Source organism: Cytobacillus oceanisediminis, from assembly GCF_022811925.1.
GTDB lineage: Bacteria > Bacillota > Bacilli > Bacillales > Cytobacillaceae > Cytobacillus > Cytobacillus oceanisediminis_D.
Genome location: NZ_CP065511.1, coordinates 3529529 through 3543782 on the forward strand (window position 1 = coordinate 3529529; position 14254 = coordinate 3543782).

General features: G+C 43.7%; 11 protein-coding genes. 2 read left to right on the forward strand and 9 right to left on the reverse strand.

The features are described from left to right. Positions 1-182: 182 nt before the first annotated feature. The 5 genes from IRB79_RS17635 to IRB79_RS17655 form a co-directional block, all read right to left on the reverse strand. Positions 183-458 carry a GNAT family N-acetyltransferase gene (locus tag IRB79_RS17635; protein WP_243503735.1) on the reverse strand — a complete coding sequence of 92 codons (276 nt, stop codon included), beginning with the start codon at positions 456-458 and terminating at the stop codon, positions 183-185. Between the two features lie 54 nt (positions 459-512). Continuing rightward, entirely contained in the window at positions 513-2087 is a 1575-nt protein-coding gene (locus IRB79_RS17640) for a SagB/ThcOx family dehydrogenase (RefSeq protein WP_243503737.1), read from the reverse strand. A gap of 23 nt (positions 2088-2110) precedes the next feature. Beyond that, on the reverse strand, positions 2111-4054 hold the full coding sequence (locus tag IRB79_RS17645) for a TOMM precursor leader peptide-binding protein (protein WP_243503739.1): 1944 nt from the start codon (positions 4052-4054) through the stop codon (positions 2111-2113). Beyond that, positions 4051-6006: a putative thiazole-containing bacteriocin maturation protein gene (locus tag IRB79_RS17650; protein ID WP_243503740.1), complete on the reverse strand. Its 1956-nt coding sequence runs from the start codon at positions 6004-6006 to the stop codon at positions 4051-4053. The genes IRB79_RS17645 and IRB79_RS17650 overlap by 4 nt, the downstream gene beginning before the upstream one ends. Positions 6007-6187: 181 nt before the next feature. Beyond that, the gene (locus IRB79_RS17655; RefSeq protein WP_347815338.1) at positions 6188-6448 is read right to left on the reverse strand and encodes a heterocycloanthracin/sonorensin family bacteriocin; all 261 of its coding nucleotides are present in this window, start codon (positions 6446-6448) and stop codon (positions 6188-6190) included. A 398-nt stretch (positions 6449-6846) separates the two neighbouring features. Here IRB79_RS17655 and IRB79_RS17660 point away from each other — a divergent pair, with 398 nt between their 5' ends. Together IRB79_RS17660 and IRB79_RS17665 are read left to right on the forward strand one after the other, a co-directional pair. Then, a complete protein-coding gene (locus tag IRB79_RS17660) occupies positions 6847-8268 on the forward strand; it encodes a Na+/H+ antiporter NhaC family protein (protein WP_243503742.1) in 1422 nt (473 codons plus the stop codon). Between the two features lie 111 nt (positions 8269-8379). Continuing rightward, on the forward strand, positions 8380-9834 hold the full coding sequence (locus tag IRB79_RS17665) for a flavin monoamine oxidase family protein (protein WP_243503743.1): 1455 nt from the start codon (positions 8380-8382) through the stop codon (positions 9832-9834). 196 nt (positions 9835-10030) lie between these two features. Here the strand turns inward: IRB79_RS17665 and IRB79_RS17670 are convergent, their stop codons facing one another. From IRB79_RS17670 to IRB79_RS17685, 4 genes are all read right to left on the reverse strand, one after another. Then, positions 10031-11935: an endonuclease MutS2 gene (locus tag IRB79_RS17670; protein ID WP_243503744.1), complete on the reverse strand. Its 1905-nt coding sequence runs from the start codon at positions 11933-11935 to the stop codon at positions 10031-10033. A 688-nt stretch (positions 11936-12623) separates the two neighbouring features. After that, positions 12624-12785, reverse strand: a complete 162-nt coding sequence (locus IRB79_RS17675) for a hypothetical protein (protein ID WP_243503745.1) — start codon at positions 12783-12785, stop codon at positions 12624-12626. Between the two features lie 237 nt (positions 12786-13022). After that, positions 13023-13292 (reverse strand): hypothetical protein, encoded by a 270-nt coding sequence (locus IRB79_RS17680; protein ID WP_243503746.1) that lies wholly within the window; start codon positions 13290-13292, stop codon positions 13023-13025. A 340-nt stretch (positions 13293-13632) separates the two neighbouring features. Further along, positions 13633-14250 (reverse strand): GNAT family N-acetyltransferase, encoded by a 618-nt coding sequence (locus tag IRB79_RS17685; RefSeq protein ID WP_243503747.1) that lies wholly within the window; start codon positions 14248-14250, stop codon positions 13633-13635. Positions 14251-14254: the final 4 nt, after the last annotated feature.

Genomic DNA, 14254 nt, shown 5'->3' on the forward strand with positions numbered 1-14254 from the left:
CTAAGTTTGAGTTAGAGTCGTGTCTTACTCATATCTTACTGAGGAGCCCTATTTTTTTCAAAGCTCAAAAATAACGATCTACAGGAATGCTAACCTGCACCTTTAGTAAAATAAGAAAAGCCGCCTAAGATGGCAGCTGAATCTTTAATTAATGCACGTAAATAAGAGAATTTATTGATCATTCAATTATTATCCCAGCCATAAACGAGTTCATTGAGTTTCTTTCCGGCAATCTTAACTTCAATTTTATCAATTATCTTACCGCCCATTGCCTCATAAAATAACCTTGAATTTTTATTTTCTAAAACAAAAACAAGCATTGTATTTATTCCTAATTTCTCTAATTCCTTAATTACTGACTTAGCAAGTGACTTACCTATTCCTTGCCCTTTGAACTCTTTCAAAATATAGATTGAACAAAGTTCTCCCTGACATTCTTTATATTTTCCACTCCTCATTATGGCCGCTAATCGGGGGCAATTCATTTACTGCGAGCAGAATGATCTTCTAATCTAGCTGATTAAATTCCCCCTCAGCCATGGACGTGCCCGGTAGAAGCCAATCGGGATTTGGATAAGACTGGTTTTTCCCTGTGATTCCATCCTGTAAATTTCATCACACATTTTCGCATCAAACCCGAGAAGGGGATGCCCGCCCATTCCAAGGGCTGTCGCTGCTAAAAGCAGCCGCTGCACAAGCATTCCCGCTTCCATTTGCTGGATGCGATAGCCTCTGTAGCCCATTGCCGTTTTATAGAAATTTTTATCCCCTGCTACATGAAAGCAGAGCGGGACTTGGTACAGATTCACATTGCCAGCAGGCATTCCGTATTGAAGCGCAAGTCGATGATCTCCGGGATTAAGCTCCCGGAGCGAATGAGCATCGCTGTCATAATAATAAGCTCCATCCGGAATCCCTTCGACATTATTCAAACACACATATAGAGTTACTCGTGACGTGCGCTTTTCAAGTGCCATATCTAAGTCGTTTCGATACAAGCAGGATTCGGTCGCCTCCTGAAGCAGTGCGGCAAGCTGCTCCTGGCTAACCTTTCCCGAAACGAAATCCATGTCCGGTGAAAATCGCTCCCGGCAGACTGACGCCAAATCATACGATATCCTATTTACATGAGGAAGAGACACTGACCGCCCCTCACAATTGGTCTCATGAGGAATGATTTGACGAAACGATTTAGCTGATTCCTGCATCGACGCTTTATTGATGCTGGTTAACATCGGAAATTCTTTCACTCTGTTTGACCTGACCCATTCATTAGTCTGAATTGAGGTTACTTCCTCGCACAATTCGGAGGCAGAGGCCATTCCGTCCCTGCTGCTTCTGTTCGCAGCCCAGCTGGTCGGTTCAACTGACAGCGGGATAACGGCATATACGCTCTCCTCCTGATCAGACAGTCCAAGGAGATGGTTAAGGGCACGATCAAGAAATTGGAAATAAACTCCCGCGGCAAAACCAAACCTCTTTGTAACCTCCAATAACTGTCCAATCACTACACCTGCATCCAAGCCCTGCAGACGATAAGAAAAGTTATTGTATTTAAAGTAATTTTTCCAGAACATGGTCGTCACAAATACAGTCCCAAAACAAGATGACACATCACAGCGATTGCCAAGAGCACGGGCTATATAGGAATCAAAATTACCCTTACGCAGCAGCACCAGGCGGTGGTGCAGCACATCATAGTGGTAGATCCCCTCCGGCAACTCATCCAATTTCAGAAACATGTATAGTTCGTTAGGGTACAGCGCTCCGCCAGAAGGTACAGACCGCCGAAACGACTGCATAAATCCATCCGCTTCTTCACTCGTACCAATTGGGGAGACAGATTGGCTAAACTGATTCAGGCCGAATGTATACCAAAGAAAATGACCGATTATCCTAATGTCAGGCTTTGCCGGTGCCTCCCATTCTTCAAGAGAAAGGGGAACCTCCAGTGACAGGGGAACAACTGGCAAGCCTCGGTAAAGCTTATAGGCAAGCGGCGCATCTTCCCAATCCACTTCCCAATCTGGCGGGCTTATTTGGTCAATATCAAAATGCAAATTGTGCAGAAATGTATCTGGATTCATCCTTTTTACCTCCCGGTCAGGGCTTACGGAAATGGGTGGGGATGCGGATTAAGCTGTTCAAGTGTGAGTGGTTCTTTTGCATATCCAAGTTTCATTGGAACCTTTAACACCCTCTCAAGCCCTGTTACACGTGTCAGGTGGTGTCCAAATGTCATTGGCAGCATCCCCGGAATCAGCACTTTGACACAATGCAATCCGCTCCTGCTTATTTCCGGTGTCGTCTGATCCACCACTATTACATCAAGATTTTGCCGGTGCAATGCCTGTAGAAGGTCCTGCAGATCATCTGTCAGGTCTGCATGTCTCCTCTCCCGCTTGAACTCCTCGGAAAACGTTCTGAGTGGACGGTTTTCATCCAGCAAAAACTTCAGGCGCTCTTCCGCTTCCGGTAAACCGTAAAGCATCCCATGGTCATCCATTTTGCCGACGAGGGAAGAATTTTGCAGCATTTGCCGTAAATCCGTCTTGTTCGCTTCAAACTTATCGTCCAGTGTCCCCATCATTCCAGCTAACTCATGAACCGCGCTTTTTACCGCCCTTACCGGGTCGGGATGGGCCCCGGCCGCACAAATGATATTCAATCCTTTTCTCTTCCTGTTTTTCGCCATCGCCCAAACACTTGGAATTCCATGCTCCATTGTCGCGTTATACAAATGCAGATCATATCCCGCCACTGTCCTTACCCGATCAATCATCAGCTGCAATTCCTGGTCATTGGAGGAATAAGGATCAAGACGCGGAAGGGCAAGCTGTCCGTACCATGTCATCAGGAATGAATCACGCTCCACCACTTCTAAAATACCGTAGAAAATCGCTTCTTCCAGGCTGCCACCCAGTGCGCATCCGTTGGACGTTTCATAGACAAATCCATTCCCGCAGCCCAAGCTGTAATAAGCAAGCAGCTCAGGAACCAAAATCGGGCGCTCCTGCAATAACGAATAACCCCATACCCAATTCATAGGGATATCAGGATTAAATTTTTTAAAAGGAAAGTGCGGACGTGCATATTGTACATCCGTATGCACACCTACTTTTAGAGGATTAAGAGCCCGATCCTCCAGGTTGCGGAAACTGTTATAGACTGCTGTCCTCTTTCCACGTGGTGATATGCCGCAGGAACGCTCAAGCCCCTCCAGGATTGCTGTCAGCTCGCTCACCTTATAGGAATGTGTGCGGCCTGCCACGCCTTCGTCCCCTCTAAACAACGGCAGGTTTACGACTACATCCGCAAAAGGCGGCGTGAAATCATACATTTTACCATTTAACAAACCAGTCCGCGGATCCAGATAATTTTTGACGAGTGTTTGATCTAAATCTTCCAATGAGCGGCAGCGGTAACTGTCTGCGCTTATTTTCGGATTTGGCTTTATGGAAATACTCGCAGCTGCCTGTGAATCTTCAGGCAAGGAGCTGCACACTGGGCACAATGAATCCGGCAGAATGAGGTGGCAAGAGGTTTTAAGTGTTTTCATGCTGATCAAATACATTCGTCCTTCCAGGTCCTCCAAGCTGCCCTCCAGGACCCTTTTTACCTCGGACACAAGCAGGTGGGACATCTGTAAAAGTCCCGTGCGCGATGACCATGGGTCACGCTTTAATCCGCTGCTCCCTTCAAGTCTCTGCTGCAGTTCCCACATCTCTTCCCGGTCACGCCCTGCCAGGAGTTTTCTAGTGTCCGCACACTGTGAGCACCCCGGCGCGGTCGGGTGAACGAATGGGCCAATCACACCCTCTCCAAATGAAACAAAGCCCCTCAGCCAGGGAATACCTGATGATCGTGACACCTCTTCCGCCTTTTTATGAACGGCTGGCATCCAGGTATCGTGCAGCACCAGAATCAAATCAGCCCCGTCCGGCAGTTCAGGCTCGAAATTCATATGACGAACTACCTTATATCCGGCGGGCAGTTCTTTGCTTACGCTGTCCGCCAGCAGTCCTTCTCCGACAACTACTACGACAGCACTCACTGAGATTCCTCCTCTCGTATGAACACCCCAAACACCCCTGCCAGACTCTCTTTCAAAAATGGATCGAACGAAAATTCACAGACTAAGAGCCGTTTGCTGTTCTCTTCCAGCACCTGTCTGGCAGAAAGCAAAACCTGGGATTGTTCCTTCTCCTCACAAGGAGGAATGACAATACATTGAGGCTCCTTTTCTACCAGAAGCACAGATGATACTTCCACTGCAGTCGCCTTATGTCTGCCCATGTCGTTTTGCACCTGTATGATCGCATGCTGCAGCGCTTTCCTCAGAGCTAATGTTCTATTAAAGCCAACACTGCCAAACCAGCGATCGTTCGTGTCGACCCAGACCACAGGGAAGCCGGACACTCCCTCACCCTGGCAGATTTTCGGTGCTCCCTGAATCGTTGTCAATGCGTCCAAATAGAACCTGCAGCGCTCATCTTCTACTGCACTCAAATGCAGTGGAACAACTGCATTCTGATCCGCTTGCCGCTTAGCCAGATCCTCTTCCAAACACCTCTCCAGACCGCGTAAAACACCCTCTGCAAATGTTTCCCCCGCTCCAATTCCGGCAAATTCATTTAAATCTAAACTATTATCCTTTATTTCGCGATTTGGAGGCAGTTCAAGCCGGCAAGCCATCCGCGACACATACGCTTCAATCCCGGTCAAACCTGCTTCCCGGCGTGCCTCGTCATGCCTCAAATCTGTACAGATTATATTTGGCAGGAGCTCTGCCGGGCCCTTTGACAACGGGTCTGCTGCCTGCACTTCACACTGCGCCAGCGGAAGCTGCTTTAGATCCCCTTCCTCCCATTTATGAAAAATCCCAGATTCTTTGGAAGTCAATTGGCTGAAAAGAAGAAACAAACTGTCAGTCTTATTTCTTCCGGAACTCTGTCCGATCCTCTGATCAACATCTTGAATCCATTCCACAGCTGTATTTCCGGTCAGTATCGGATGAGGCAAGAAGGAATGCCAATTTCCTTCAAGCGTCTCCAGATTAAGCAGGAAAAACTGATTTCTCTGTTCAGCACTGGTCAATCCAGTAACCTCTTTAAACAGTTCAAACACGATCAAATTTGCCAGCATGGCTCCTGCCGTGGAGGAGATGGTGTGCAGTTGCTTGTCTTCGCAAAACGCGGTTTGATGTACTCGATGCCAGGCAGACTCCCAGCACCCTTCTGATTCCGGATGCACGAGCGGACCCGCCATACCAGCCTGCTTGTGGAAAATAGCAGGAAGAAATATCTTCTTCTCTTTCCTGCAAGCAGCATGTATAACCTGCAGCTCCTCTACATTTCCTGCTTCCGAGACATATAAAATGGAATCATACGGCTGTATCAATTCCTCCCAGGATCGATCTTCCTCACTCTCGCGGGTTACCTCCTCTGCAGAAACTTCGGGGTCTGTTTGCCGGGCATATGCGACAATCTCCTTCAGTCGCTTTGTGTTAGTCGATTCAGGGTCTGTAATGACCATATGAACCTTAGGCAATCCGGACTCAATCAGTGAAGAAACCAGCGAAACAAAAAAAGGGCCTGAACCTGCTGCCAGCACTTTTGCCTGCCGGTAGGCCTGGAAACGGTATGCACCCGAATCACCGAAGTTATCCAATAATTCGATCTGGGAGGAATACTTTTTAAGAACATGCTCTTCCAATTGATGAGAGTGGTCCTGGCTTACGTCCCGCACAAAGCCGTTACGGTAAAGCACTTCTGCAATTTCAAACACTCGATCCCTATGCGGGCCCGGCAAACCGGCTGTCAATTCCCCCAGCGAATACTCGCCATTAAACATTTGCATCAGCTTTTGAACCCACTGATCAATCATACTGCCTTCCATGCGGAAGGAGCTTTCATTATTCCGAAAATACACACCTTTGGCTGGATCAGGGATAAAAAACGTGTCCCTTTTTACCTTCAGCCGCATAGAAGGGGTCAAATTTTTCATTTCGCTCCTCCTTACCCGTAAACTGTTCCTATTTATGAAACATTCCTTCTTTATCATCCTATGTACCGAGATTTGTCTCATATGTCTGCCTTCTACAAGAAAAGCCCCTGCATGCGTCTGCAGGGACTCCTTTTTTGATTGTCCAGCCAGTTTTTTTATAAAACTGGCATTATAGATAAGGCTAGCGTCCGCCGCAGCGTCCACCGCAACGCCCTCCACAGCGACCGCCGCACCTGAAACAGTTAGAACAGCGGAAACAATTAAAACAGTTAAAACAGTTGAAGCAGGTAAAGAAAAAGCAGCTAAAGCCAAAACCAAAACCAGCGCATAACCGAGACTGATCACTATAGATCTGGTTTTGATCCCATGGAACCACCTCGTTCGCATGGAAATCACCAACATTCAACATTTGAAGTTCTCTTTGAAAATCATTCATGTTCATACCTCCGTATTTATTTAATAAGATGTGCCCGCAACATAAAGGGGCATAATGAAGAACATCAGAAATCAACAGTAATTAACATTATTCCATCAATTCTTCGAATGCTCTCCTCATCAAAATATGTGCAGGGATGGGGTATTGTTACTGAATCAAACACCCAGATTTATTGGTTTTCATTTAACCATCCAGAAAGGAAAGATGTCCTAACGGTTCTAATCGTAATGGACAAACCGGGATATAGATATTATGAAAAAACATAATTAGTCGAACAAAGTTGAGTTATTGATCATTGATCAAATACGCTAACCTTTCATGAATTGCGGTCAAATTCCAGGAATGGACCTCCTTGCCTGGGCAATACTAAATAAGCAATGCCACTTTCACTGGAGGGCAGAAACTTGAATAACACCTGGCTATCTCTTATACCATTTATCATCGTAATCGGAATGTCCATCTGGCTAAAAAACATCCTGCCAGGGTTAGTGGTCGGCATTCTTGCCGGCTCGATCATTGTATCAGCCGATTTGCTGACTGGAACCGAACAGTCTGTTTCCTACATCGTTGCCACTCTCTCCGATAAAACCAATATCAAGATTATCGGATTTTTATATTTATTTGGCGGCCTTGTCGGGATGATGAATATTGCAGGAGGAATTAAGGGGTTTTCGGAATGGGCCGGGAAAAGGATCCGTTCAGAACGCGGACTGCTGGTGTTTATTTGGATTACTCTCCCCTTTACTTTCATGATGCCGATGTTTCGAATCATGATGATTGGACCGATCATTAAATCCCTGATTAAAAAGATGAACCTGTCCAAGCAAAAAGTGGGCATGACGCTGGATATTTCAACTGAATCAGTGATTGTGCTGCTTCCTGTTGCGACAGCATTTGTGGGATTCATGGTGTCTCTGGTTGAGGGCGGAATCAGCGGGCTGAACCTTGATATGTCAGCCTATGAGATATTCTTATTAAGCATTTTGTTCAACTTTTATGCCATCATAATGCTTCTGATCGGAATTGTGCAGACATTCTGGCCGCGAAAAAAAAAAATCAGGCAGGAACAAACTCAAATAGATCTTGAAGAAAAAGAGCATGAGTTCCATCGCATGGGAATTAAGAAAGAATTGTCGCTTGTAAAAGCACAGCCTTGGCATTTAATTTTCCCGGTCTTCTTATTGCTTGCTTTTTCACTGTTCCTATTATGGAAGGATGGCATGGCTCAGGGCGCAGAAACGGTTTTTGAGGCCTTTTCAATGGCAGATGCCACTTTTGTAATGCTGCTCGCTGTTTTTATTACCCTCGTTTTAACCTTTATTTTTTACATAATAAGACGGGAGAAGATGAACGAAATTCTTTATCATTTTTATGATGGAGGCAATCAGATGATGGAGGCGATCAGTCTGCTCATTCTGATTTGGGCGCTGACCCTGGCTGCGGAGGATCTTGGATTTTCCGAATTCATTGGGAGTTCACTGGGAAGCTTCCTGCCTGCCTTCCTGACTCCAGCGGCCATCTTTGTTCTCGGGTCTGTGGTTGGTTACTTTATTGGAAGTTCCTGGGGAACATGGGGACTGTTCATGCCATTAGGAATCACTCTCGCAATTTCCACAGGGGCATCCATCCCCTTAACAGTTGGAGCGGTTTTTGCAAGCGGAGCATTTGGGGCTTTAACTTCACCGCTTGGAGATACGACGATTACAACTGCCTCGATACTCGATATGGATCTGGTTGATTATGCCCGGTATAAATTAAAAGTCTCAGCTATTGGCGCTGTGATTGCAGCGGGGCTTTTCATTGGAAGCGGAATATTCATTTCTTAAGGGGACGGTATGCACTTGGGCAAAGTGCTGCATTCCCTTTTCCTCTTATGCACATAGTGACTCTTGCAGGTGAATATACTGCAATGAATCCTATTGCAGGGGGGCGGAGAGATGACTGGGAACAAAAAGGCGGACTTAACGACTGATCAAATGCTGAATGTGATTAATTTTGGTCTTAGAAAGACACAATCACCAAAGCATATCATCATAGTTGGTGCAGGAATGGCTGGCCTGGTTGCCGGTTCTTTACTAAAGGATTCCGGTCATAAGATCACAATCCTTGAAGCAAATAACAGAATCGGCGGACGTGTTTATACCATTCGCTCCCCTTTCAGCAGCGGATTATACTTTAATGCCGGGCCGATGCGGATTCCCCAGGTCCATTCATTGACCCTGGAGTATATTAAAAAATTCAGGCTTCCCATAAACGTTTTTATCAATCGAAATCCAATGGATGTTCTATACGCAAACGGCATAAGAACACGTCTTGAATTGTTTGAACGCTACCCGGGCATTTTAAGATTTCCCGTACAATTAAATGAGAGGGGAAAATCTGCCGAAGAACTTCTGCTTACAGTCGTCCAGCCTTTTATTGACTTTATCAACAAAGACCCGGCAAGAAATTGGCCGATTCTGGAAAAACAATATGAAAAATATTCGTTTGGCTATATATTAAACACTTACTTTTCAGCAGGTGCGATTGACATGATCGGTGTGCTTCTGGACTTGGAGGCCTTTATGGGCATGTCTTTCACTGAAGTTTTACGTGAGCTAACCATATTCACTTCTCCTGGATCTTATTATGAAATTACAGGCGGAATGGACCGATTGCCAAAGGCTTTCCTACCTCAATTGAAAGATGATATTCATCTCCATCAAAAAATGACTGGAATCGTTCAGGCTCCAAACAATGTTGCCATTCAAGTAACCCATCAGCAATCCAAGGTGCCATCAAGCATAACTGGAGACCTTGCCATCGTGACCATCCCCTTTTCCGTTTTGCGATTTGTGAATGTAGAGCCCTTTCATTCATTTTCTTATTATAAGCGCAGAGCCATTCGCGAGCTAAATTATATAGCAGCAACAAAAATTGCTATTGAGTTTAAGAGCCGATTCTGGGAAAAAGAAGGCCAGCTTGGCGGGAAAACGATTACGGACCTGCCGATTCGATTTTCCTTTCTCCCAAGTCACGGGATTGGCACAAGAGGACCTGCTATCCTCATAGCCAGCTATACTTGGGCGGATGAAGCTCTTACGTGGGATAGTCAGCCGGAAGAAGCTCGGATTGGATATGTGCTGAAAAATCTTGCGGAAATTTACGGAAATCAGGTTTATACCCAATTTGTCACGGGGGCTTCCTTCAGCTGGGGACAGAATCCATATGCCAGCGGTGGATTTTCATTCTTTGAACCTGGGCAGGAAACCGAATTGTATCCCAGCATCGTTGCACCGGAGGGGCGTGTCCATTTTGCCGGGGAGCACACATCCAAAAACCGGACGTGGATACAAGGGGCAATCGAATCCGGAATACGAGCTGCCTATGAGGTGAATGATTTGCCTAAGTAAGTAATTTTCAATTACTTGATGTAATGGCAGATTAGAAACTACTTCTGCTTAAAGTTTCAAAGTTATGAGCGAAACCTCGGTTTTATCGGCGATAGATTACCATAATATTCGGTCAGATTATTTGCCGGAATCCGTTAAGCAAGGAAGAAAAAGCGATCTCTCCAAAAACGGAGGATCGCCTTCATACCATTAGACATTATTCCTGCTTTCTATTTCTAATCTCTTTCTGAACCTTTCGCAGTGCCTTTTTCGATCCTCTCTCCAGATCATGCTGCAGCTTCTGTTCATGGTAACTGGTAAATAAGGTATTCATATCATACCCTTCTGGATAAAGCTCGCTTGCTTTAATATCCAATTCAATTCGCTTACTGTTCACTTCCACTATTTCATCTTTATAGAACAGCTTGATGTTATTGAATTTATCTATTGGCTCATACACAATGGCGTAATCATCCTGGCTGATCATTTTTACCCTGTCACCGATTTCATAATGATATTCTTCTATGTCCTGCTTCACTTCAATCACTGGCTTCTTTATTCTGTTCTCTCTTACTGCTTCCAGATTATAATCCTTGTTTTCAATATACATTTGCGCACGCTTCAGGACATGTTCGCGGATATTCATCTTTCTGGAAATCCAAAGCGCATTGCTCTCTCCTGATTCACCTATTAAGAGCTTATACACCGGCTTCAATTCCGCACTGTCGAATAACATGGCAGCATTCATAAAATCATCATGCATTTCAGAATAACGTTTAATCTCACCGTAGTGAGTAGTGGCAATCGTGATGCATCCCATATGATAAAACTCTTCTAAAATGGCGATTGCTAAAGCGGCCCCTTCATTCGGCTCTGTTCCGCTTCCAATCTCATCGAATAACAGCAGCGTATTATTCGTGGAAGCACTCATGATCTCTGAAATATTTTTCATATGGGAAGAAAAGGTGCTCAAGGCGTTCTCTATGCTTTGATTATCACCAATATCAACAAACACATTGTCAAAAATAGCGATTTCACTTCCCGATTTTGCCATAATATGAAACCCGGACATGACAGCCAGAGTGAGGATTCCGATTGTCTTTAAGACAACGGTTTTCCCGCCCGCATTTGGGCCTGTTATGACTAAGCTTCTATAATCCTTCCCGATTTCAAAATCCAGCGGGACAATGTTTCCTTCTAATAAGGGGTGCTTGCTGCTTACTAATTTGATATACCCATGATTATTAATCTCCGGTTCAACGGCGTCCGTACTTTTGCTGTACTTCGCTTTCGCAAAAATCATGTCATACTGGCTGATGCATTCAATATTGATGCGGATCTCATGAATGGATTCGAGAATCGCTCCGGAAAGCGTGGCTAAGATTTGATATTCCTCTACCGACTCCTCCGATTTTAGCATCGCCAATTCAACATTAAGCTTTGAAACTGCATCAGGCTCTATGAATACAGTGGACCCTTTTGAAGATGTTTCGATTACTGTTCCTGCTACCTGATTTTTAAAGGATGCTTTGATCGGAATCGTAAAACGGTCATCCTTCTTGCTGATATAGAATTCTTGAATGTATTCCTTATTTGCTCCGCTGCGCAAAAACTTATTCAAACGTTCCTCGATTTTTCCTTCTGTTTTCGCAATGTGACTTCTAATTCGTTTCAGCTCTTTGCTGGCCCCTGAATCAACCATGTTTCCTTTAATCGCATATAAGATTTCTTCTTCGATATTTCTAAATTCAGTCATAGATAGTGCATAAGTGTAGAGGACTGGCGCAAAAAATTCTTTATCAGCCATAAACTTTTTGATTTTCCGGCAGCCTCTTAAAAAATCGGATACAGCGTTTAACTCGGATGGAGTTAATATGATGCCTTTTTCCAATTTTTCAATATGGCTTGTGATATTGGAGATGCCGGTTAATGGCAGATGCTTTTCGGCGTCCAACAACCTTCGGGCCTCGCTTGTTTCATTTAAGCGGTTGCGGACGGCTTTCATATTCGAGCTCGGCTGTAACCGGTCGATCAGCTCTTTCCCCAAACTGCTGACGCAATGCTGCTTCACTTTATTCTTCAATTCGTGGTATTGTAATTTTTCAAAAGTCATTTTATTCATATTCTCTGCCTCATTCCAAATAAAATAGCCCGCAAAAGCCTTCCCCACCTCCAATGTGAATTGGGTAGAAAGCTTCCGCGGGCGTACTATTTCGAACAGGCATAAACAAACTAAAACCTAAAGCAGGCTTAGTGTCTTAATTTCTGCGCTACACGAATATATAGAAATGGAAGCAGTCTGATAGTAGGTATTCAAACAAGTTATGTTTGAAAAAAGGCATTCTTAATAAACTGGCTAAAACCAGAAAATAAACACCTTATTCAACTAATAACAATTAGTTGACACCTACTACCGACATACTCCACCACACCTTTTTGTATTATGAGATTAATGTAGCACGGAACTGCCAGTCTCGTCAAACTACTTTTGGAATTATTTGTACATTGTTTAAGGCTCATTTCGTATAAATTGTTGTTTTTCGTCTATCAATGTTGTCCGTTGATTTCCGCTCCAGGCTGCTCGCTTTCCGCGGGGCGGGCGGTGAGCCTCCTCGACGCTGCACGTCTGCGGGGTCTCACCTGTCCCGCTACTCCCGCAGGAGTCTCGCACCTTCCGCTACAATCAACTCAGTAATTAATAATATACAAAAAGCCACAAACCCTGCGAAAACAGCCTTGTTTATAAAGCTGTTTTTCCTAAAGAGAAGTGCACCTTCCCCAAAAGGCGCACTTTCTTTCAATTTGAATCTTTACTCTGTTTCCTCTTCAGTTCCTTCTTCAGTGCCTTCTTCTGTTCCCGTATCTTCAGTTTCTTCTGTGTTCGTCTCTTCCGGATCCTCTTCATTGCTGCAGCCTGTAGCCACACTTGTAATCATTAAAGCTGCCATCAAAGCTAATACCCATTTTTTCATTTCCATTTCCTCCTTGGCTGCTATATTTGTTACAGTAGTAATCATAGAAGAATCCGAACGGAAATAGAAGATTATAATCCATTTTTTTACATACATTAACCTTCTTTTAAGAAAGTTCATGAAAATAAAACATAGCTTTTTCAAATAGCGGGACTAAGAGCCCTTCACAAGTAAATAGATTAGAACTCATGATCTATGTTAGTACCTAATAACTATTGGCGATCACATGCCCAGGAATTATTCTCCTCCATCGTCTCCACCATCATCGCTGTCTCCCATATCATTCTCATCGCCTTTCCCGCCATTATCAGTTTCATCAAAGTAGCCTTTAATGGAATTCAGCATGTTATTGATTGTATTTTCACTTTCATTCAAATGATGAGCATGTAAGAAACTCTCCAAAGTAAATACCTGTACCGCTTGTTTTTTATATCTGGATATAAAGTAGAGGCAAAGTATTATCATTATTACTATTAAAATTAATGCCAGACCCCAGTCTTTTATCAATACAACCTCATCTCCTTACTTTTTCTTTTCTAATAACTATGAAATTACCGTGTTCTTCAAGTTTAAAAACACGGTAGAATACAAAGAATGTCTGTCAAGATTGGATAGTACGCATTAAAGAAGTAAAGGAAACTTTGTAAAAGTCTTAGAAATATTTTTTTAATCGAATTCCATACAAAGTATAATTGATTTCTTTACATTTACCTTTCTATTGACCTCCTTTTTCGAGGAATAGTTCTAACAGTATCCCTTTCCAATTTACTGCGGTTTCTATAGATTAATGGTTTCAAATCAAATATTCAGAATCAGGGTTTTTCATCTCGTCCACTTAGCTTTCACATCAGAAGATAGATCCCAGGGAATCATCTTCTTTCATCTTCACATGCTTCATATAGACAAGATTATTGACACCACTTCTTTTACTGTGCTTTTGAGGTATACGCAGAAACTCTGCAAAGCCCAGTTTTTCATAAAGCTTGATGGCGTTTGTATTGGTATCTGCTACCTCTAGAACATATTCGTCGTATGAAGTAGAATCCATAATCGTTTTTAGCAGTTCAGTTGCCACACGCTGTCCTCTATAATTTACCGACGTTGCCACAAACTCTATTGCACCCATTTTTTCAGATATTTGAAAGGGATATTGCTTTTTCTCAAATTCATTTTTGAGAATAATATAAGCAATACTTCCCATGATTAAACCAAGATGCTTTCTAAATTCACTATATTTCAATTTCACTGAAGGTGTATTGTTTGTACAGGCGGCTATAGCCGCAATATTATTGTCAACTGCAGCCGTATAGAAGACCTCTGTATTAAACATATGGACAAATGTCCTGTAAAGTTTAGCTTTATCCTTTGAAAAATAATTCAGCCACTGATAGAAGCCGTCTACAAAGATTGTACTCATCTCATTACTTATATTACTTTCTGCCTCACAAGCACGAATAATATTCATAGTC